Source organism: Actinomycetospora rhizophila (assembly GCF_042657905.1).
GTDB lineage: Bacteria > Actinomycetota > Actinomycetes > Mycobacteriales > Pseudonocardiaceae > Actinomycetospora > Actinomycetospora rhizophila.
This window is the reverse complement of the sequence record NZ_JBHSKG010000008.1, coordinates 184,124-204,142: the sequence shown is the minus strand read 5'-3', so window position 1 is coordinate 204,142 and position 20,019 is coordinate 184,124. Positions and strand designations below refer to the sequence as shown.

Annotated in this window: 23 protein-coding genes; 15 read left to right on the top strand and 8 right to left on the bottom strand. The window is 76.4% G+C overall.

Going from position 1 to position 20,019, the window contains the following annotated elements; all coding sequences use genetic code 11:
* Positions 1–82: 82 nt before the first annotated feature.
* On the top strand, positions 83–712 hold the full coding sequence (locus ACFPK1_RS17100) for a TetR/AcrR family transcriptional regulator (RefSeq protein ID WP_378022138.1): 630 nt from the start codon (positions 83–85) through the stop codon (positions 710–712).
* A 100-nt stretch (positions 713–812) separates the two neighbouring features.
* Complete coding sequence (locus ACFPK1_RS17095; protein WP_378022137.1) at positions 813–1,478, top strand: hypothetical protein; 666 nt, start codon at positions 813–815, stop codon at positions 1,476–1,478.
* Between the two features lie 46 nt (positions 1,479–1,524).
* Here the strand turns inward: ACFPK1_RS17095 and ACFPK1_RS17090 are convergent, their stop codons facing one another.
* Both ACFPK1_RS17090 and ACFPK1_RS17085 read right to left on the bottom strand, forming a co-directional pair.
* A complete protein-coding gene (locus tag ACFPK1_RS17090; protein WP_378022136.1) occupies positions 1,525–2,928 on the bottom strand; it encodes a sensor histidine kinase in 1,404 nt (467 codons plus the stop codon).
* A gap of 3 nt (positions 2,929–2,931) precedes the next feature.
* A complete protein-coding gene (locus ACFPK1_RS17085) occupies positions 2,932–3,585 on the bottom strand; it encodes a response regulator transcription factor (protein WP_378022135.1) in 654 nt (217 codons plus the stop codon).
* 87 nt (positions 3,586–3,672) lie between these two features.
* Between ACFPK1_RS17085 and ACFPK1_RS17080 the strand changes: the two genes are divergently transcribed.
* Complete coding sequence (locus ACFPK1_RS17080; protein ID WP_378022134.1) at positions 3,673–4,278, top strand: TetR/AcrR family transcriptional regulator; 606 nt, start codon at positions 3,673–3,675, stop codon at positions 4,276–4,278.
* Here the strand turns inward: ACFPK1_RS17080 and ACFPK1_RS17075 are convergent.
* Genes ACFPK1_RS17075 through ACFPK1_RS17065 form a run of 3 tightly spaced genes read right to left on the bottom strand, consistent with a single transcriptional unit; the run spans position 4,266 to position 7,869 of the window.
* Positions 4,266–5,324 (bottom strand): ABC transporter ATP-binding protein, encoded by a 1,059-nt coding sequence (locus tag ACFPK1_RS17075; RefSeq protein ID WP_378022133.1) that lies wholly within the window; start codon positions 5,322–5,324, stop codon positions 4,266–4,268. The genes ACFPK1_RS17080 and ACFPK1_RS17075 overlap by 13 nt on opposite strands.
* The gene (locus ACFPK1_RS17070) at positions 5,321–6,841 is read right to left on the bottom strand and encodes an ABC transporter permease (RefSeq protein ID WP_378022132.1); all 1,521 of its coding nucleotides are present in this window, start codon (positions 6,839–6,841) and stop codon (positions 5,321–5,323) included. Before ACFPK1_RS17070 ends, ACFPK1_RS17075 begins: the two co-directional genes overlap by 4 nt.
* Entirely contained in the window at positions 6,838–7,869 is a 1,032-nt protein-coding gene (locus ACFPK1_RS17065; protein ID WP_378022131.1) for an iron ABC transporter substrate-binding protein, read from the bottom strand. Before ACFPK1_RS17065 ends, ACFPK1_RS17070 begins: the two co-directional genes overlap by 4 nt.
* A 193-nt stretch (positions 7,870–8,062) precedes the next feature.
* On the opposite strand from ACFPK1_RS17065, the gene ACFPK1_RS17060 reads away from it, so the two are divergent.
* From ACFPK1_RS17060 to ACFPK1_RS17050, 3 genes are read left to right on the top strand one after another with little or no spacing between them, the layout of a single operon-like run.
* Complete coding sequence (locus ACFPK1_RS17060) at positions 8,063–8,875, top strand: aldolase/citrate lyase family protein (RefSeq protein WP_378022130.1); 813 nt, start codon at positions 8,063–8,065, stop codon at positions 8,873–8,875.
* The gene (locus tag ACFPK1_RS17055) at positions 8,872–9,726 is read left to right on the top strand and encodes an NAD-dependent epimerase/dehydratase family protein (RefSeq protein WP_378022129.1); all 855 of its coding nucleotides are present in this window, start codon (positions 8,872–8,874) and stop codon (positions 9,724–9,726) included. Before ACFPK1_RS17060 ends, ACFPK1_RS17055 begins: the two co-directional genes overlap by 4 nt.
* Positions 9,723–10,421: a glycosyltransferase gene (locus ACFPK1_RS17050; protein WP_378022128.1), complete on the top strand. Its 699-nt coding sequence runs from the start codon at positions 9,723–9,725 to the stop codon at positions 10,419–10,421. The genes ACFPK1_RS17055 and ACFPK1_RS17050 overlap by 4 nt, the downstream gene beginning before the upstream one ends.
* Here ACFPK1_RS17050 and ACFPK1_RS17045 read toward each other — a convergent pair.
* Positions 10,403–11,857: a hypothetical protein gene (locus ACFPK1_RS17045; protein ID WP_378022201.1), complete on the bottom strand. Its 1,455-nt coding sequence runs from the start codon at positions 11,855–11,857 to the stop codon at positions 10,403–10,405. The two genes, ACFPK1_RS17050 and ACFPK1_RS17045, sit on opposite strands and share 19 nt — an antisense overlap.
* 6 nt (positions 11,858–11,863) lie before the next feature.
* Between ACFPK1_RS17045 and ACFPK1_RS17040 the strand changes: the two genes are divergently transcribed.
* Together ACFPK1_RS17040 and ACFPK1_RS17035 are read left to right on the top strand one after the other, a co-directional pair.
* Positions 11,864–12,277 (top strand): GtrA family protein, encoded by a 414-nt coding sequence (locus ACFPK1_RS17040; RefSeq protein ID WP_378022197.1) that lies wholly within the window; start codon positions 11,864–11,866, stop codon positions 12,275–12,277.
* A gap of 26 nt (positions 12,278–12,303) precedes the next feature.
* Entirely contained in the window at positions 12,304–12,843 is a 540-nt protein-coding gene (locus ACFPK1_RS17035; protein ID WP_378022127.1) for an NUDIX hydrolase, read from the top strand.
* Between the two features lie 4 nt (positions 12,844–12,847).
* On the opposite strand, the gene ppk2 is transcribed toward ACFPK1_RS17035, so the two are convergent.
* Positions 12,848–13,675 (bottom strand): polyphosphate kinase 2, encoded by an 828-nt coding sequence (gene ppk2, locus ACFPK1_RS17030; protein ID WP_378022126.1) that lies wholly within the window; start codon positions 13,673–13,675, stop codon positions 12,848–12,850.
* Positions 13,676–13,744: 69 nt separating this feature from the next.
* On the opposite strand from ppk2, the gene ACFPK1_RS17025 reads away from it, so the two are divergent.
* The gene (locus ACFPK1_RS17025) at positions 13,745–14,176 is read left to right on the top strand and encodes a hypothetical protein (protein ID WP_378022125.1); all 432 of its coding nucleotides are present in this window, start codon (positions 13,745–13,747) and stop codon (positions 14,174–14,176) included.
* A gap of 283 nt (positions 14,177–14,459) precedes the next feature.
* Complete coding sequence (locus ACFPK1_RS17020; protein WP_378022124.1) at positions 14,460–14,663, top strand: hypothetical protein; 204 nt, start codon at positions 14,460–14,462, stop codon at positions 14,661–14,663.
* 18 nt (positions 14,664–14,681) lie between these two features.
* Here the strand turns inward: ACFPK1_RS17020 and ACFPK1_RS17015 are convergent, their stop codons facing one another.
* Positions 14,682–15,404 (bottom strand): hypothetical protein, encoded by a 723-nt coding sequence (locus tag ACFPK1_RS17015; RefSeq protein WP_378022123.1) that lies wholly within the window; start codon positions 15,402–15,404, stop codon positions 14,682–14,684.
* A 343-nt stretch (positions 15,405–15,747) separates the two neighbouring features.
* Here ACFPK1_RS17015 and ACFPK1_RS17010 point away from each other — a divergent pair, with 343 nt between their 5' ends.
* From ACFPK1_RS17010 to ACFPK1_RS16990, 5 genes are all read left to right on the top strand, one after another.
* On the top strand, positions 15,748–16,545 hold the full coding sequence (locus tag ACFPK1_RS17010) for a GntR family transcriptional regulator (RefSeq protein WP_378022122.1): 798 nt from the start codon (positions 15,748–15,750) through the stop codon (positions 16,543–16,545).
* Positions 16,546–16,564: 19 nt separating this feature from the next.
* Positions 16,565–17,158 (top strand): GNAT family N-acetyltransferase, encoded by a 594-nt coding sequence (locus tag ACFPK1_RS17005; protein ID WP_378022121.1) that lies wholly within the window; start codon positions 16,565–16,567, stop codon positions 17,156–17,158.
* 168 nt (positions 17,159–17,326) lie between these two features.
* On the top strand, positions 17,327–18,004 hold the full coding sequence (locus ACFPK1_RS17000; protein ID WP_378022120.1) for a DUF3159 domain-containing protein: 678 nt from the start codon (positions 17,327–17,329) through the stop codon (positions 18,002–18,004).
* A 397-nt stretch (positions 18,005–18,401) separates the two neighbouring features.
* Entirely contained in the window at positions 18,402–19,382 is a 981-nt protein-coding gene (locus ACFPK1_RS16995; protein WP_378022119.1) for a ring-cleaving dioxygenase, read from the top strand.
* A complete protein-coding gene (locus tag ACFPK1_RS16990) occupies positions 19,379–20,014 on the top strand; it encodes an alpha/beta hydrolase (protein WP_378022118.1) in 636 nt (211 codons plus the stop codon). The genes ACFPK1_RS16995 and ACFPK1_RS16990 overlap by 4 nt, the downstream gene beginning before the upstream one ends.
* The last annotated feature ends 5 nt before the right edge of the window (positions 20,015–20,019 follow it).

Here is a 20,019-nt window from a genome sequence, read left to right as displayed (position 1 = left end):
GCTCGTCCAACGAAAGCTGGACGAGCGTCCGACACCGCGGGTTAGGCTGGGCGGGCCGTGCTCCGCTCCGGGAGGACCGACCGTGACCAGCACCGATGCCACCGATGCCCGGGGCCGGCTCGCGCGACGGCGGGTCGACAAGTTCGAGGAGCGCCGCCGCCTGCTCGCCGACGCGGCCCTGCAGACCCTCGCCGAGCGCGGGTACGCGCGCACGAGCCTGCGCGACATCGCCCAGGGCTCCGACTTCAGCCTGGGCGTCCTGCACTACTACTTCCGCGACAAGGTCGAGCTGATCACCTACTGCGTGCGGCGCTACAAGGCGCAGTGCACCGAGCGCTACGACGCCATCGCCGCGCACGCCACCGACGCCGAGGCGCTGCTGCGCGACGCCGGGGACGGGCTCGCGGCCACGCTCGCCCACGACGCGCTGATGCACCGGCTCTGGTACGACCTGCGCGCGCAGGCGCTGTTCGAGGAGTCGTTCCGCTTCGACGTCGCCGACATCGACGCGAGCCTCGAGCGCATGATCTGGCGGATCGTCGCCGCGTACGCGGACCTCGTCGGCGTCGCGCCCCGCTGCACCGCCGGGCTCGCCTACGCCGCCTTCGACGGGCTGTTCCAGCAGTCCCTGCTGCGCCACCTCTCCGGCGACGCCGCCGCCCTCGACGACCTGCGCGCCGGTACGCGGGTGCTGCTCACGCGGCTGGTCTGAGGGGTCGGCACCCCCCGCGGCGGGGGTACACCCGATCGCCGCGAGCGTCCTCGTCGCGGACCGTGGGACACCAGCACCCCGGACCGGAGAGGACGCCGCCATGCTGGACCAGGATCTCGCGCGGGCGCTCGACGCGTGGCTCTCGTCGGCGCCGGCCGACGGTCTCGCCCTCGCCCACCTCGTGACCCGCCGGATCCGGCGCGCCGGGCGCTCCGACGTGCCGGCCCCGGTCCTCGACGCGCTCGCCGGGATCGCCGGGCGCCACCGCGGCCGGGACCCGTTCCTCGACGACTACCTCGACGCGGTGCTCACCCCGCACGAGCTCGCGCTCCCCCTGCTCGGGCGGATCCTCGAGCACTCCGGTCTCGACGCCGAGCACCTCGCCGCGCTGCTGCTCGCCGACGTCGTCCGGCACGAGACCCGGCACCCCGACCCCGTCGACCCCGCGGCCGGCCGCCGCCGCGCCCGGCGCGCGGCGCGCGTCGTGTGGACGGTCGACATGTCCCTCGACGCCGACCAGGCGCCCCCGGCCGCGCCCGCGCTCGCCTGGCTCGAGCACACCGTGCTGCCGACCTCGGCGCGCCGCGACGAGTACCTGGTCGTCCGCGCCCGGCAGGCCCACCACCTCGTCGGGACCCGGCCGCCGCTGGCCGACCTGCTCGGACGCCTCGCGGGCGGCCCCGCCGTCACCGACCCCGCCGTCACCGACCTCGCCGCCCGGCGCGCGCGGCGGTCCGCGCCGGTCCGCGAGGTCGTCGCGGCCTGACCGCCCTCGGACCCCCGCCCTCGGACCCCCGCCCTCGGACCCGCCCTCAGACCCCGGCCCGCGGCCGGTCCCCGCCGCCGCGGCGGCGCCACGGCAACCGCTCGCCGGCCCTGGTCGCGACCGCGCGCCACGGACGGCGAGCGGCGCGCCGGACGACGGGCACACGGGCCACCGCCGAGGTGCCCCGACCGGGTGCGCTGTCGAGGTCGAGGCGGCCGCCGCGGTCGGCCAGCACGCCCCGGACGAGCAGGAGACCGACGTGCCCCGCCGCCGGGGCCGCACCGACGTCGAACCCGGCACCGTCGTCGGTGACGCCGAGCGCCACCCAGCCGTCGGTGCCCGCGGCGAGCGAGACCCGGATGCGCGTCGCCCCGGCGTGCCGCACGGCGTTGCGCACCAGCTCGTGGGCCACCCGGTGCAGCGTGACCTGCAGGTCGTCGGGGATCGGGCCGTCGAGCGAGGCCTCGACGTCGAAGTCGACGGAGCTCGCCGAGGTCAGGCGGGCGCCGAGCTCCTCGAGCGCGCCGACGAGCCCGCCCGCCACGACGTCGGGCGGGACGAGGTCGTCCAGCAGGCCCCGCAGCTCCGCCATCTCGTCGGCGAGGAGGGCGTGGGCCTCGCCGAGCACGGACGCGGACCGGGGCCCGTGCTCGTCGCGGACGACCTCGAGGAGCAGGCCGACGCCGGCCAGGTCCGGGAGCACGCCGTCGTGGAGACGCTGGGCGATCTCCCGGCGCGCGGTCTCGGCGGCGGCGAGCCCGTAGTCGCGGGCCGCCCGCTGCTCGGCGCGGGCACGCTCGGCCCGGCGCGCCAGCGAGACGGAGACGGGCAGGGTCAGGACGGCGAGCAGCAGGAGAGCCGCCGCCGTCGCGACGACGACGGGCACCGCGGTGGCACGCACGGCGGCCGGCTCGTCGACCCGGATGTAGAGCTCGAGCCAGGCCTCGGCGCCCCGTGCGTCGCGGAACGTCGAGAAGACCTCCAGCAGCGTGCTGGAGTGGGCGAACTCGTAGCGGTGCTCCGGGTCGTCGGGGACCTCCTGCACCAGCGACCCCCCGGCGCCGAGGGCCCCCATCTCCGCCGGGTCGTAGCGGGTGGTCTCGCCCTCGACCCGCCGCTCGTCGGAGTAGACGATGCGGGCGACGCCCTCGCGCGGCGACCAGATCTTGACGCGCGACAGCATCCCGCCGGCCAGGAACGGCTCGACGGCCGCGTCGAGCTCGGCCCGCGTGGCCTCGTCCACCGGGGCGGACAGGTCGTGGCGCGACACCGCGTCGCCCACAACCCTCCCGACCTGGCGGGCGGTGTTCTCGGCGCCCCGGTGGGCGTCCTGGCGGGCGAACAGCGCGACACCGGAGGCGATCGACACGACGGCGACCAGCACGACGACCACCGTGATCACGGCGTGGCGGAGCAGCGCCCGCCGCAGCACACCGCCGTCGGCCGCCACGGCTCAGTACCGGGTGCCGACGCTGATGAGCCCCCGGCGGTGCGCGGCGACGACCGCCTCGAGCTGGCTGTGGGCGCCGAGCTTGGCCATCAGGGTCTTGACGTGCCCCCGCACCGTGTGCAGCGACAGCTTCAGCTCGGCGGCGATGCGCGCGGGCTCCCGGCCCTGCCCCAGCAGGCGGAGCACGTCGCACTCGCGCGGCGTCAGCTCGACCCGCCCGGGCGGGACGGCGGCGTCGACCACCGGGGCCGCGGGCGCGGGGGCGCGCAGCGCGGCGAGGACGCGGTCGAGCGTGCCCTCCTTGGCCAGGAAGGCCGCAGCACCGGCGGCGAGGGCGCGCTCGGCGAGGTCGAACCGGGCGTGGGCGGTGAGGACGATCGTCCGCGTGCCCGGCGTCAGCTCGCGCAGGCCCGCCACCACCTCGAGCCCCGAGCCGTCGGGGAGATCGAGGTCGACGATCGCCGCGTCGAGGGCCGTGCGCCGGGCGTGCGCGAGGGCCTCGCGGACCGAGTGCGCGACCACCACGGCCGCGACGTCGCGCTGGCGTCCCAGGCTGGTGCGCAGCGCGTCGGTGAACACCCGGTGGTCGTCGACGACGAGCACGGTCGTCCCGGGCGTGCCGACGCCCTCGCCGGCGACCGTGTCCGCGCTGCTCACCCCCTCATTCTAGGGAGATGGGCCCGCCGGTCCGAAGGCTAGCCTCACCTCGGTCTGATGGCGCACCACCGGAGCCGAGCGATCACGATGACGAGCTTCGTCCTCCCGCCGGAACCGCACGGCCGGCGCGATCGGCGGGTCCAGGAGCTGTTGTTCGACATCAAGGACGCCGCGCTCGACCAGCTCGCCGACGGCCGTGCCTCCGGTGTCTCCTACCGGGCGATCGCGGCGCGGCTCGGCGTGTCGCGGGCGACGCTGCGCTACCACTTCCCGAGCCGGGACGACCTGGTGGACGCCCTGGTCGCCGACGGCTTCATCACCCTCGAGCGCAGCCTGCGCGCCGCGCTCGACCGGGTGCGGGACGCACCGCTCGCGCAGCGCTGGACCACCCTCGCGCACGCGTACCGCCGGTGGGCGCTGCGCCACCCCCGCCACTACGGCGTGCTGCAGCACGTCCGCGCCGGGACGGGCCCGGACCGGGTGGAGCGGGTGTTCGTGGAGATCGCGCCGGACCGTCCCGGGCGGGACGGCGTCGCGGCGACGGTCCACGCCCGGCTCCGGTGCGCGGTGCTGCGGGAGCTGGACGCGCGGGCCCGCGGCGAGGTGGGCGACCACGACGAGCGCTTCGACGGCGAGGTCCGGGAGCTGGCCCGGGTCCTCGACGGCGACGCGCCCCCGCCTCACGCGGGGTAGGCGTTGACCTCGCCGCGCACCGACACCGTGACGTCGTCGCCGGGCGCGACGGCCGAGTCCCCGGGCAGACGGGCGGTGACGACCTCCGTCCCGGACGCGGGGTCCCCCAGGTCCAGCTCGACGGTCGCGTCCGGCCCGCGGAAGTCCCGCGACCGCACCCGGGCGCGGACACCGTCACCGCCGGCCCCGACGCCGAGCTGTTCCGGGCGCACGAGCACCCGGACCGGTCCGGCGGCGCCGTGCCCCCCGCGACCGGGCCGCACCGCGAGCACCCCGAGGGCGCAGGTCACCACGCCCGCCCCGTCGCCGCGCCCGTCGAGCAGCACGGCGTCGCCCACGAGCGCGCCCACCCCCGCGTCGACGGGGTCGCGGTAGATCGTGCCCGGGGTGTCGACCTGGGCGATCACCCCGTCGCGCATCACCGCGACCTGGTCGGCGAGCGCGAGCGCCTCGGCCCGGTCGTGGGTGACGAGCAGCGCGGTCGCGCCGGCGGCGGCGAGCGCCTTGACCACCGCGCGCTGGGTGTCGGCGCGCAGCCCCGCGTCGAGCGAGGAGAACGGCTCGTCGAGCAGGACGACCGCGGGCTCGGGCGCCAGGGCCCGGGCGAGGGCGACCCGCTGCTGCTGGCCGCCGGAGAGCTCGTGGGGGTGGCGCCGCGCCAGCGACGGCGCGAGGTCGACGCTCTCGAGGAGCGCGGCGACCCGGGCGTCACCACCGCGGCGCTCGCGCCACGGCAGGCCGAACAGGACGTTCGCGGCCACGGTGAGGTGCGGGAAGAGCGAGCCCTCCTGGGTGAGGTACCCGATGCCGCGCCGCTCGGGCGGGAGCGCGCGGTCCGGCCCCGCGACCGGGCGCCCGTGCAGCGCGACGGTGCCGTCGTCGGGGCGCTCGAAGCCCGCGACGATCCGCAGCAGGGTCGTCTTGCCGCAGCCGGAGCGGCCCAGCACCGCCGTCAGCGTGCCGGCGGGGGCGGCCAGGGAGGCGCCGTGCAGCACCGGCGTCGCCCCGAACGCCTTCGTGACGCCGTCGACCACGATCCCGCTCACGGGTGGGCCCCGGCGCGCACCTGGCGGGTCAGCAGGAACGCCGCCGGGATCGAGATCAGGATCATCGTCAGCGCGTACGGGGCGGCGGCGCCGTACGCGACGGCGGCCGCCGGGCCCCAGAACTCCGTGGCGAGCGTCGCCGTGCCGGTCGGGGCCAGCAGCAGCGTCGCGGTGAGCTCGGTGGCGACGGCGAGGAACACCAGCGCCGCCCCGGCCCCGGCGCCCCGGGCGAGCAGCGGGGCGGTGACCCGGGCGAGCACGGCGCCGGGGCGCGACCCCAGCCCGTGGGCGACCTCCTCGAGCTCGGGGGGCACCCGCAGCAGCGCGGCGCGCAGGTTCACCAGCGCCAGCGGCATGAACAGGATCGCGTAGGCGGTGACCAGCAGCGGCGTGGTCTGGTAGAGCCCGGGGACGAGGCGAATCGCGACGATCACCAGCGCCAGCGCGACCACGATGCCGGGCAGGGCGTTGCCGAGGTGGGCGATGCGCTCGAGTGCCCGCGAGAACGCCCCCGGTTGCCGTACGGCGAGCCAGGCGACGGGGAAGGTCAGCGCGACGGTCACCGCGGCGGCGGCGAGGCCGAGCCCGACCGAGGTGGCCGTCGCGGTCGCGAGCGCCGCCCAGTCGACGGTCGTCGAGCTGCCGGTGACCATCCAGCGCACGACGCTCACCACGGGCACGCCGAGCGCGGCGGCGACGAGCAGACCGACACCGGCGAGCGCCGGCACCGTCGCCCCGCCCAGCGGCGTGCGCGCCCGCCGCCGCGCCGCCCCCGCCCCGACCCGCGCCCCGCGCGCCCGTCCGGCGAGCGCGAGGTCGGCGGTGAGCAGGAGCAGGCACAGGAGCACGAGCACGCCCGCCAGCATGGCCGCGGCCGGCCCCGCGTACGTCGACTGGAACTGGTCGTAGATCGCGGTGGTGAAGGTCGGGTAGCGCAGCAGGGCCAGGGCGCCGAACTCGGCGAGCAGGTGCAGCCCGACGAGCAGCGCACCGCCGACGATCGCCGGGCGCAGCGCGGGCAGGACGACGCGCCGGGCCGCCGCGCGGGGGGAGAGACCGAGGGCGCGGGCGACGTCCTCCTGGTCGCGGTCCAGGCCGCGCAGCACGGCGGCGACCGGGAGGTGCACGAACGGGAAGTACGACATCGTCGTCACCACGAGGGCACCGACGAACCCGTCGGCCCCGGGCAGGACCGACACCCAGGCGTAGCTGTTGACGAACGCCGGGACCGCGAGCGGCGCGGCGAACAGCGCTCCCCACACCGGCGCGCCGGGGAGGTCGGTGCGCTCGGTGATCCACGCCGTGGCGGTGCCGAGGACGACGCAGGCCGAGCACGTCGCCACGACGAGCACCGTGGTGTTGACCAGCAGCTCGCCCACCCGCGGCCGCCACACCAGCTCGGCCACCGTCGCCGGGCCGACGGTGATCGCCGAGACGACGACGTAGCCGACCGGCAGCAGCGCGAGCAGCGCGGCGAGCGACGCGACGCCCACGCGCAGCGGGGCCGCCGCGGTCACAGCAGGCCGGCCTGCTGCATCATCCCGACGATCTTCGGCCCGTTCAGGGTGCTGAGGTCGACCGGCGGCGGGCGCAGCTCGGAGAACGGCTTGAGGGCGGGATTGGCCGGGACCCCGGCGCCGACGGTGTACTCGAGGTTCTCCGAGCGGGCGAGCACCTGCTGCCCGGGCACGCCGGCGAGGAACGCGAGAAGCTGCTGGGCCTCCGCGGGGTGGCTGCTCGAGGCCAGCACGCCGCCGCCGGAGACGGAGAGGAACCCGCCGGCGTCGCCGTTGGTGTAGAACTCCAGCTCGGTGTTCGCGCTGTTCGCGCCCGCCTCGGCGCGGTCCTGGTACCAGTAGTAGTGGTAGATGATCCCGGCCGGGACCTCGCCCCGGTTGACGGCCTGCATCGTCGCGGTGTTGCTCTGGTAGATGCGCCCGTTGGTCTTGAGCCCGGCCAGCCACTGCTGGGTCGCGGCGTCGCCGTTGAGCGCGTTCACCGCCGAGACGATCGCCTGGAAGTCCGCGCCGCCCGGCGGGAACGCGATCCGGCCCTGCCACTCCGGGCGCGCGAAGTCGAGGATCGACTCGGGCAGCTGGTCGGCGGGCACCAGGGCCGGGTTGTAGACCACCACCGTCGTGCGCGCCGCGATGCCCACCCAGTCGCCGCGGGTCGAGGCGTACTGCGGCGGGACCTGGGCGCGCGTGGCCGGGTCGACCGGCGCGAACAGGTTCGCCCCCGACACCAGCGACATCGCCGGGCTGTTCTCGGTGAGGAACACGTCGGCGGGCGAGGCGGCACCCTCGGCCACGAGCTGGTTGCCGAGCTCGAAATCCCCGCCGTCGCGGACCTGCACCGGGATGCCGGTCTGCCGGGTGAACTCGTCGACCCACAGGCGCCCCAGGCCCTCGTGCTGGGCGTTGTAGAGCGTCAACGTGCGGTCCTCCGGGGCGGGCGCCCCACCGCAGGCGGTCAGCACGACCGCGCACGCGGCGACAGCGGCCACCGTCCGGACCAACGACGCGAACCGACCCGGCACGGGCACCCCACGACTCCTCACGTTTCGACCGACGCGTCCGTTTCCTGGGTGAGGCGCGCCTTACCTCACTCGACCGTGATCCGCGATCGCCGACCACCCCCAAAATTGGGCATATGCAGCGGTTCTCCCCCTGACACGTTGTGGGCGCGCGCGCCGGACGGGCGCGAGTTCGGGCAGCCTTGGCTCACAGAGGAGAACCGTGGACCTCTTCGTCTTCTCGACGTCGGGCGGCGAGGTCGCCCGCCTGGCGGCCGCCGGCGTGACCGGCGTCGTGATCGACTGGGAGCGGCGCGGGAAGGCCCGGCGGCAGGCCGGCGAGGACACCCAGATCAACCGGGACACCGCGCGCGACCTGCGTGCGATGCGGTCGGCGACGAGCGCGACCGTCGTCTGCCGGATCAACGCGGTGGGCCGCTGGACCGCGGGCGAGGTCGACCGCGCGGTCGCGCTCGGCGCCGACGAGCTGCTCGTGCCCATGCTGCGCCGCCCCGAGGAGATCGACCGCGTGCTCGCCCTCGCCGACCGCCGCTGCGGGGTGGCCGCGATGATCGAGACGCAGGACGCGGTCGACACCGTCGACGCGGTCGCGCGCCGCCCGCTCTCCCGCGTCTACGTCGGCCTCAACGACCTGCGCATCGACCGCGCCGCCCGGACCGGGCTCCCCGCCGGCCTGTTCGCCCCCATGGTGGACGGCACGGTCGAGCACGTCCGCGATCGTGTCGCGGCGGCCGGTCACCCCTTCGGCGTCGCCGGGCTCACCCGCCCCGACGCCGGGCACCCGGTCCCCAGCGCGCTGCTCGCCGCGGAGATGGAACGCCTCGGCGTCGACTTCACGTTCCTGCGCCGCTCGTTCCACGCCGACACCGCCGACCGCGACCCCGCCGCCGAGATCCCCCGGATCCACGCCGCCCTGGCGCTGGCGGGCGCCCGGGACGCCGGGGCGCGGGCCGCCGACCGCGAGGCGTTCGCCCGCGCCGTCACGGCGGGCGTCGCGACGGCCGTGCCGGCGTGAGCCACGCGCTCGTCACCGGGGCCGGCGGCTTCGTCGGGCGCCACCTCGTGGCCCGCCTGCGCGCCGACGGCTGGTCGGTCACCGCGCTCACGCGGGACCGGGTCGACCTCACCGACCCCGCCGCGGCGACCGCGGCCGTGCGCGCCGCCGACCCGGACGTCGTGTTCAGCCTGGCGGCCGCGCGCGACCGTCGCGACGCCGCGGCGCGCGCCGCGACGACGGCGGTCAACACCAGCGCCTGGCTGGTCGACGCCCTCGGTCCACGCTGCCGCGCGGTCGTGCGGCTCGGCTCGTCCACCGAGTACGCGGCGAGCGCCGACCCCCTCACCGAGGACCACCCGCTGAGCACCGCGAGCTTCTTCGGGGCCACCAAGGCGGCCGGCTCCCTGCTCCTGCTCGCGGCCGCCGCCGAGCGGCGCGTGCGCGCCACCGTGCTGCGGGCCTTCCAGGTCTACGGCCCCGGCGACCACCCCGGGCGGTTCGTGCCCGTCGTGCTCGCGGCCGCCCGCACCGGCGACCGCGTGCCGCTCACCGCCCCGGGGATGCGGCGGGACTGGGTGTGGGTCGGCGACGTCGTCGACGCGTGCGTGCGCGCGGCCCGGGCCGACGACCTCGCGCCCGGCACCGTGCTCAACCTCGGCACCGGGGTGCAGACCGCCAACGAGGAGCTGGTCGCCCTCGCGGGGCGGGCGACCGGGCGGCGCATCGCCGTCGACGTCGGCGCCCACCCCGGGCGCGACTGGGACACCGGGCACTGGGTCGCCGACCCCACCCGGGCCCGGGAACTGCTCGACTGGAAGGCGACCGTCGACCTGGCCGACGGCCTGCGCCGGACCTGGCGGGCGGCGTGACCGTCGCCGTCGTCGTGCCGGTGCACCGCAACGCCGCGACGCTCGGGGAGCTGGTGCGCCGCGTCGCCGGGGCGCTCGAGGGCCGGTCGTGGCGCGTGCGGCTGGTCGTCGACGCCTGCCCGGAGGGCAGCGGGGTCGTCGCGCGGGCACTCGCCGCGCGGGAGCCCCGCGTCGCCGTCACCGAGCTCGCGGTCAACGTCGGTCAGCACGCCGCGCTGCGCCGCGGGCTCGCCGACGAGCCCGGGGCGAGCGCCTGGGTCTGCCTCGACGCGGACCTCCAGGATCCCCCCGAGGCGCTGCCCGCCCTGCTGGCGCACCTGCGCGACCACGACGTCGTGTTCGCCGGGCGGCGCGGGTCCTACGAGTCGCCCGGCCGGCACGTGACGGGACGCGGGCACCGGCTGCTCGTCGCCGCGCTCACCGGGCTGCCGCGCGACGCGGGGGCGTTCCTCGCCCTCGGTCCGCGCGGACGAGCGGCCCTCCTCTCCCCCGCCGGCGCGACGGCCCCCAGCGTGGTCGTCGCGCTCGGCCCGCGGACCCGGGCGGGCGCGGGCCTGCGGGTCGGGTCGCATCCCGTCGCCCGCGCGGCGCGGCCGGTCGGGACCTCGGCGTGGTCGTCGGGAGCGCGGCTGCGGCAGTCGGTGCGGACGGTGCGGTGGTGCACCCTCCAGCGCGCTCAGCGCACCCAGCGTTGAACGACCAGCGAGGTCCACGTGGCGCGCAGGAACCACTGACCCTCGACGCGGCGACCCGAGCTCGCGAGCAGGACGTCGCCGTCGACCGGCCCGGTCTCCCCGTGGATGATCCGCACGCGGACGTACCAGACGACCGCCGCGTCCGGCGCCGCGTAGACCGGTGGCACGCGCAGGTCCGGGGCCATCTGCGGGTGGCGCGTGCGCACGTAGTGCTCCAGCGCGAGCGCCGACTGCCGGTCGCCCGCCATGACGACGTCGCCGGGACGGTGGGCGGCCGCGATCATCGCCGCGACCTCGTCCGAGCGCTCGCGCGGTGGCGCCCACAGCAGCCCGACCGACGCCACCAGCGAGGTCACCAGGAGCACCGCGCTGAGCACGACCGCGGGTCCCGCGCCGACGACGCGCAGACGCCAGGGCCAGCACGCGACCCCGGCCGCCGTGAGCACGCCGAGGCCCAGCAGCGCGGGCAGGACGTAGCGCGGCTCGTAGACCGCCCGGAGCTCGGTCTCGGCGATCAGCAGCGCGAGCACGGGCAGCGCGAGCCAGCCCGTCACGACGACCAGCAGCCGTGCCGGCGCGCGCCACACCCCGAGCGCCGCGGCGACGGCCACCACCCCGGCGAGCACGACGTCCTTGCCCGACCAGCGCCAGGCCGCGAACAGCGGCAGCCGCCCGGCGGTGTCGTAGAGCAGGGCGGCGTTGCGGTCGGCGACGGTGGCGAGGTTCAGCGCGACGAGCCCGAGTGCCGGCACCGCCGCCAGCGCGGCCACGAGCGCGAGCCACACCGCGCGCCGCGGTGCGAGCACCATGCCGGCGAGGGTCAGGCCGGCCACGGGCAGGAGCGCGTACCAGTGCGCGAGCCCGGCACCGACCGCGCACAGCCCGAACACGAGCAGGCCGAGCCGCTCGCGGTCGAGCCACCGCGCGAGCCCGTACGCCGTCCCGGCCGTGCCCAGCAGCGCGAGCCCGTAGGAGCGGGCCTCGACGCTCCACTCGAGCACCAGCGGGTTGAGCGCGGTGACCAGGCCCGCGACCAGCCCGACCCGGCGGTCGGGCGCGAGCCGCGCCACCGCCGCGGCGAGGACCCCGGACGCGGCGGCCCCGCACACCAGGGCGAGGACCCGCAGCGTCAGGTCGTTGTCCGTCCCCGGGAGGAGCAGCACCACGTGCGCCACGACGTACCACGGCAGGTTGTACGAGGGCGGGATGTCGCGCAGGTACCAGGTGGTCCCGCGCCCCTCCCACGCCGCGCGCAGGATCTCGGCCAGCGGCAGGCGCGCCACCTCGGTGGAGAAGAGCTCGTCGTACCAGAGCCCGGTGCCGCGGGTGAGGACGACGGCGCCCAGCAGGAGGGCCACGGCCGGCGGGACGAGCGCGACGACGGCCGGCGCCGGGCCCCGCGCGGGCGTCCCGGGCGCCGCACGGCCGTCGTCCACGCGCCCATCCTTCCAGGGCGGCAGACCGGCGCTCGCGGCCTCGTCGCGGTCGCCGCGCGCTACCTGGCCGCCGGCCTTGTCGTGCTCCCGCTGAGCCTCGGGCTGCACCTCGCCCTGGTGCACGCCGGGCTCGACGTGCACCTCGCCCGCGCCCTGAGCTTCGTGGCCGGCACCGCGCTGGTCTCGGTGCTCCACCGGCGCTGGACGTTCCGCTCGGCGGGCGCGCGCGGGGCGGCGTGGTGGATGGCGCTGCTGTCGGCCACGACCTTCGCCGTCGTCGTGCTCACGCACGGGCTGGCCCTCGCCGCGCTCCCGTCCGTGGTCGGCGGGGGGTGGGTGGTCCCGGCCGCGTGGGTCGTCTCGCAGGGGCTGGGGACGACGGTGAGCTTCGCGGTCCTGCGCGGTGCCGTCCTCCGGTGAGCCCACCGGTCGCGTACGGTCCCGGCGTGCCCGAGGCGGTCGGCGGTTGGACGATCTTCGGCGAGCGGTCGGCGTACGAGAGCCCGTGGGTGCGGGTCCGGCTCGTCGACGTCGAGGCGCCGGAGGGCCGGCGCTTCGACTACCATGTCGTCGACCTCTCCCGGGTCGCCGTGGCGCTGGTCGTCGACGACGACCGGGTCCTCCTGCTGTGGAAGTACCGCTTCCCGGCCGGCCAGTGGGGCTACGAGCTGCCCGGCGGGATCGTCGACGACGGCGAGGCCCCCGGGGCGGCCGCGGCCCGCGAGACCGCCGAGGAGACCGGCTGGCACGTCACCGGGGAGGCCGAGCACCTGCTCTCCGTCGAGCCCCTGCCCGGCCAGGTCCGCGCGCGCATCAACGCCTACCTGTGGCGCGGGGCCGAGCACTTCGGGGACCCGACCGACCCCGCGGAGGACGGGACGGTCGCGTGGGTCGACGTCGCGCGGATCCCCGAGCTCGTCGCGCGCGGGCAGGTCCTCGGCGCCGCGACCGCGACGGCGCTGATGTACTTCTACGGCACGCGCTGAGCGATCAGTCCTTCCCCAGCAGGGTCGCCGCGTGGTCGGGCACCGCGCGGGCGACCTCGCGGGGCGGGCGGACGTAGCCGTCGCCCGACGGGCGGGCCGGGAGCTCCAGGGTCGGCAGCTCGATCGGCGCCCACGGCACCGTGTGCAGCAGATGGGCGATCATGTTCAGCCGCGAGCGGCGCTTGTCCTCGGACTCGACGATCGTCCAGGGCGCGATCTCGGTGTCGGTGGCGGCGAGCATGTCGTCCTTGGCCTTGGAGTACTCGTCCCAGCGGCTGATCGACTCCAGGTCCATGGGCGAGAGCTTCCAGCGCTTGAGCGGGTTCTCGAGGCGCTCGCGGAAGCGGCGTTCCTGCTCGTCGGGGCTCACCGAGAACCAGTACTTGCGCAGCATGATGCCGTCCTCGATGAGCATGTCCTCGAAGGTCGGGCACTGGCGCAGGAAGCGGTCGTACTCCTGGGGTGTGCAGAAGCCCATGACGCGCTCGACGCCGGCGCGGTTGTACCAGGAGCGGTCCAGCAGCACGATCTCGCCGGCCGCCGGCAGGTGCGCGATGTAGCGCTGGAAGTACCACTGGGTGCGCTCGCGCTCGGTGGGCGCGGGCAGGGCGACGATGCGCGCGACGCGGGGGTTGAGGTTCTCCACGACCCGCTGGATCGCGCCGCCCTTCCCGGCGGCGTCGCGCCCTTCGAAGATCACGACGAGCCGCACCCCGGTCGCCTTGACCCACTCCTGCATCTGCACGAGCTCGCCCTGCAGCCGCAGCAGCTCTGTCTCGTACAGCTTCTTGGGGAAGCGCTTCGGCTTCTTGCGCGCCTCGGACGTCGTCATCGCCGTGACCCCCTCTTCTCCGACACCGCATACTCGGGCCTCCCCCACGTCCCTGGCTAGGAGTTCGTCGTGACCGAAGCGGGTCCCACGCTGCCTCCGACCGACCCCGGCGACGATCCGGGCGACGATCCGGGCGACGATCGCTGGCGCTACGGGCTCTACGCCGTGCTCGGCGGCACGGTGCTCATCGCGCTGATCGCCGTCGTCGCGATCCTGCGGTACCCGGCGGCGGCCGACGCCGCGACGGCGACCGCCCCGTTCGTCGCCGCGATCGGCGCGATCACCGGGGCGTACTTCGGCATCCAGGCCGGCTCGGCGAACCAGGCCCGGACCCACCAGGCGTTCGTCGACGCGAGCCACCGGGCGGAACGGTGGGCGGCGCTCGCCGACCCCTCCGTGGCGGCCCAGGTGATCGGCGTCCCGGACCCGGCTCCCGCGTCAACGACGTCGACGGGAACTAGTTCCGCAGGTCGCACGCCCCCGGACCCCGGCGGCCCCTAACGTTCTCCTCGGCTGGCCGGTCGATCCCTGGCTCTCGGACCGACCGGACAGCCGGCTCTCCGGAGGCCGCCCGTGCCACCGCATCGCACGGTGAGACGCGGCGGGGCACGGCGGTGCCGGAGCACGCGTGAGTCGACGAGGGGCGTCCCCGGCGGGGCGCCCCTCGTCGCGTCGGCGGACGGTGGTCGGTGATCGACGGCAACCGCTTTCGCCCACACCCGCGCCGCGCAACTCGGCGGGGATGAGGTGGTTCCCCGCCCGCGCGGCGGGCATCCTCCGTTCCATGACCTCGACGGCGGATGACGCGCACACCGAGGGCGAGCACGGCGACGGCGCCGACCGGGACGGGCTGCGTCTCGACGCCACCTACGACGACCCGGCCCTCACCGTGTTCCGCACCGCGGAGTGGATCCCCCCGGCCTACCGGCAGGCCTACCTCGACGGGGCCGCGAGCGTGCTGGGGCGCGCACCCTCCCGCGAGTCCTGACCTCGCGGGCGCTCGGGATCAGTCCCCGACGGGGTGGATCTCGAGGTCGTCGATGTCGTGCGGGCCCACGCCGACGGGACGACACCGCTCCCGCCACGGTCGCGCTGCCCACCGCCGCGACCAGTCCGCGGTCGCGACGAGCGGGAGGAACCCGGCCCAGAACTCGTTCATCAGCTCCCAGAGCGCGTCGCCGTCCGCCCCGGACACCGTCGCGCGGCCCGCGAAGCCGGCCACGATCTCGTCGGCGACCCAGGCCGGATCGGCCTCCGGGCGCAGCAGGCCCTCGGTCTCCGCCTCGGCGAGCAACTCCCGGGCCTCGTCGCGCCACCAGGCGCTGACCTCGGCGAGGGTCGGTGAGGCGACGACACGGTCGCGCAGGAGGCGACCGGCGCCGCGCGTGATCGGGTCGTCGAGGCGGGTGATCACGGCGTCGGTCAGCAGGACCAGCGCCTCGAGACCGTCGGCGGACGCCCGCCGGACCGCGGGCGGGACCTGGTCCCACGACTCGCTCATGGCCTCGACGAGCGCCTCGGCGACGGCGTGCTTGGACGCGAAGTGGAAGTAGAGCGCTCCCTTGGTCGGCACGCCGTCGCCCAGCAGATCGGTGAGCGCCGTGCCGTGGAAGCCCTGCGCCGCGAAGCGTTCGCCCGCCGCCGCGAGCAGGGCCCGCCGCGTGGCGCGCGACCGCGCCTGCTGCGGTACCCGCGGGCTCTCGGTCGCCGGCACGGCCTCGCTCGCCACGGAGCCTCCCCCCACACCGTCGGTCACCAGCAGTGTGGTGGCGGGCCCCCCGGCACGCCACCCGCCGGGACGGTGCAGCTGGACCTGGAGCGCACCGGATAGCCGACGAGCGGGTCGGGCCTTCACCGGAAGCGTACCGCTGGGTACGGTTCAGGAGCGAGCCTGGTGCGTCGGGGGCCCTGATCCGTGTCCGAGGAGGCGACGTCGCCGGAGAGGGGGCCGGCGACGTCGTCCCTCGCGTCCGACGCCGGCGTTCACCCGCCCACTCCTCGCCGACGAGATGACCCCCATGGCGCGATGAAATGTAGGGTCAATCGCGAGGAGCCGGTGGAGGGAGCCGCGGGTGGCGTCGAGGTTGGACCGGGCGGGTGCCGTACCCCTGTGGTCGCAGCTGCAGGACGACCTGCGCGACCGCATCCACCGCGGGGAGTTCGAGCAGACGTTCCCCGGTGAGCTGGCCCTGGTCGACGAGTACGCCGTCAGCCGCAACACCGTCCGGCAGGCCCTCGCCCAGCTGCGGGCCGCCGGCATGGTGACCGCCGAGCGCGGGCGGCCGCCCCGGGTGGCCGACCGCTACGCCCGACCCGAGATCACACAACCGGTGGGCGCCCCCTCCACGCTCTTCGAGGCCGTCGAGAGCACCGGTCGCACCCAGACCAGCGTGGTCCGCGCCCTCGAGCGCACCGTCGACGGCGTCGTCGCCACCCGGCTCGGGCTCGAGGAGTCCACGCCCCTGCTGCACCTCGAGCGGCTGCGCTACGCCGACGACGAGCCCCTGGCGTGGGACCGCGCCTGGCTCCCCTTCGCCGCCGCCGGCGGCCTGCTGGGTGCCGACCTGAGCCACACCGCGCTCTACGACGAGCTCGCCCGGCACACCGGGCTGCGCGTGGACAGCGGCCACGAGCGCATCCGGGTCGCCCTGGCCGACCCCGTCCGGGCGCGCCTGCTCGGCGTCGGCACCGGTGACCCCGTCTTCCGGATCGAGCGGGTCGGGCACCAGGGCGGCGTCCCCGTCGAGTGGCGCCAGACCGTGGTGCGCGGCGACAGGTTCAGCCTGACCGCCGCCTTCGGGCCCCGGCAGCACTGGCAGCTCGCTCCCGACACGACCGGCGGCACCGACCGTGCCCCGGTCCCGGCGTGACCGCAGCAGGAGGCCGACGATGAGGACCGCACTGCTCCCCCGCGCCGACCGGTCCGTGCGGGCACCCGTGACGTGGTCGTGCCGGTGGGAGACCGCCCTCGAGCCCCGCGACCACGACGCGATCGCCGCCCTGCTCGCCCGCAGCTACGCCACGTCGGCCGGCGCGTTCCCGCGCGGCCACAGCTGGGCGGGGGCGCGCCCCGAGCTCCGGGTCCTCGGCCACCAGGACGGCGAGGTCGTGGCCCACGCCGGGCTGATCCGCCGCTTCCTGCGCGCCCCCGACCACGACGCGTCGGTCCTCGTCGGCGACGTCGGCCTCGTCGCGGTGCACCCCGGGCGTCAGGGCCAGGGCCTCGGCGCGGCCCTGATGAGCTCGGTCGCCGGCACCCTCGACCGGCTCGGCCTCCCGTTCGGGTTCCTCACCTGCGACCCCGACGTTCGCGCCTTCTACGAGCGCAGCGGCTGGACCCCCTTGCTCGAGCACCCGATGCGCTCGATCCGCGTCGACCAGGACCTCGAGGACCACCGCCGCAACGGCATGCTCCTGCCGGTCCAGCGGCCCGCCACCGACTGGCCGTCGGGGCGCATCGAACGCAACGGCCAGGAGATCTGACCTCGGCGCTGACGGCTCCCCGGGGAGATCGTTCTGGCGAGCCTCGATCGCGAGAGGCGCACCGTGCCGGTGGGGTGGCGCGCTCAGCCGGGGATCAGCAGGCCGTGGTTGTCCGGTCGGCGGCGGGCGAAGGTCGACGGCAGTCACCCCCCGACCGGAGGAGCGCCCATGACGAACGACCCCGCCACCGCCGACCGCGTCCCCGACCGTCCTGTCGTGGACGAGGCGACGACGCTGTCCGGGGCCCTGCGCGGCAGCCTCGCGCGCTCCGGTGGCGTGACGGGGATCCTCGTGGCCGCCGTCCCCGCCGTGGCGTTCGTCGTCGCCGACGCCATCGGCGGCCTGAGCTGGGCGTTCGTCGCCCTCGCCGTGGCCGCCCCGGTGGTGTTCGGGGTGCGGCTCGCCCGGCGCGAGTCGCTGCGGGGCGCGCTGGTCGGGCTCGCCGTCGCCGGTGTCTGCGCCGCGATCGCCGCCTTCTCCGGCGAGGCCCGCGCCTTCTTCCTGCTCCCCACCCTCATCCCCGCCGTGATGGGCGCGGTCTTCCTCGGCTCGGTGCTCGTGCGCCGTCCGGTGGCCGGGGTGCTCTTCAACCGCCTCGTCGGCGGGCCCGCCGACTGGCGCGAGCACCCCCGCCTGCTGCGCATCTACACCGTCAGCACCCTGGCCGGCGTCGCGTTCCACGCCCTCAACCTGGCCCTGCGCGGCGTGGCCTACCTCGCCGACCAGCCCGCCGTGCTCGCGGCCCTCGGCGTCGCCGCCGTGCCGGTGTTCGCCCTGCTGGCCGCGGTCACCCTCGTCGCCGCCCGCCGGGCGATCACCGCGGCGCCCGCGGCCGTCCCCGCCTGACCGGCCCCGGTCCGACGACGACGACGGCGGAGAGTCACCCCTGTCACGCGGGTGACAGCCCTCGACGCCCTCGCGATCAAGAATCGCCGACGGGTGATCGTCGGACGCGCAGGACCAGACGGTCCGCGGGGTAGGAGGCAGGGTGGCCGGGGAAGGCCTGATGCGTGACCCTTTCGACCGGCGTGGTGCGCGACGGAGGCCACGGCTCCCGCCCGATCGGCGGCGTCCCGACACCGGGGCACCGACCGGCGAGCGGGAGGACCCGGGCGACGCCGACCGGGCCCCGGAGCCCGCGCGGGGTGGCGACGACCCTCGATCGTGACCGCCAGTTGACACGTCAACCATCGCTGCTAGGTTCGGTGACACGTCATCCACTGGTGCGAGTCCCGGAGGAACCATGACCGACATCGCCCCGCACGGCCTGCACCACGTCACCGCCATCGCCGGCGACCCGCAGCGCAACGTCGACTTCTACACCGGCGTGCTCGGGCTGCGGCTGGTGAAGACGACGGTCAACTTCGACGACCCCGGCACGTACCACCTCTACTACGGCGACGACGCCGGCCGACCCGCGAGCATCCTGACGTTCTTCCCGTGGCGCGGCGTCGCCCCGGGCCGGCAGGGCGCCGGCCTGACGACCGCCACGGCGTTCAGCATCCCGCCCGGGTCGCTGGGCTGGTGGCAGGGCCACCTCACCGCGCACGGCGCCGAGCTCGTCGCGCCCCCGCGAGACCGCGAGACCGCGGGGCAGGCCGAGGAGGTGCTGACCTTCCGCGACCCGGACGGGCTGGTCATCGACCTCGTCGCCTCCCCCGGCGACACCCGCTCCGGCTGGGACGGCGTGGCCGCGATCCCGGCCGAGCACGCGGTGCGCGGCCTGCACTCGGTCACGCTCACCGAGGCGCAGCTCGACCCCACCGCCGCGATGCTCACCGATCTGCTGGGCATGAACGCCGAGGGCGGCGGCGAGCGCGCACGCTTCGACATGGGCCGCGAGCAGGCGGGCGCGGTCGTCGACGTCGCCGCCAGCACCGACGGGCAGCGCGGCCTGCAGGCGGGCGGCACCGTGCACCACATCGCGTTCCGGGCGCCCGACGGCGACACCCAGGAGCGGTGGCGCCAGCAGCTCGTCGAGGCCGGGCTGAAGGTCACCCCGATCCTGGACCGGCAGTACTTCACCTCGATCTACTTCCGCGAGCCCGGCGGCGTGCTCTTCGAGATCGCGACCGACCGGCCCGGGTTCGACGTCGACGAGCCGCTGCTCGAGCTCGGCCGCCACCTCAAGCTCCCACCGTGGCTCGAGCCCGACCGCGAGCAGATCCAGCGCTCGCTGCCGCCGCTGCAGGTCGACGGCCGCACCGTCGAGGGGACCGCGTGAGCACGCCCACCGACGCCACCGGTCTCGGCCGCCCGCACGTGTGGCGGCCGGGCTCGACGGCGCGCCCGCTCCTGCTCCTGCACGGCACCGGCGCCGACGAGCACGACCTGCTGCCCCTGGGCCGGGCCCTCGACCCCGACGCCGCGCTGCTCTCGCCGCGGGGCAGCGTGCTGGAGAACGGCATGCCGCGGTTCTTCCGCCGGCTGCGCGAGGGCGTGTTCGACGAGGACGACCTGCGCGCCCGGGTCGACGAGCTCGCCGGCTTCGTCGCCACCGCCGGCGAGCACCACGGCGTCGCCCCGGGCTCCTGGTGGGCCGTCGGCTTCTCCAACGGCGCCAACATCGCGTCCGCGATGCTGCTGCGCCGCCCCGAGGCCCTCGCCGGCGCGGTGCTGTTCGCGGCCATGGTGCCCTTCGCCGACCCGCCCGACGCCGACCTGAGCGGGAAGGCCGTGATCGTGGCCAACGGGCGCCGCGACCCGATGGCCACCGCCGACCACACCCGCCGGCTCGTCGCCCAGCTGCGCGACCGCGGCGCCGACGTCACCGAGGTCCCCCACGGCGGCGGGCACGCGATCGACCCGGCCGGCGTCGCCGAGATCGCCGGGCTGGTGGCGCGGCCGTCGTCCTGACGGGG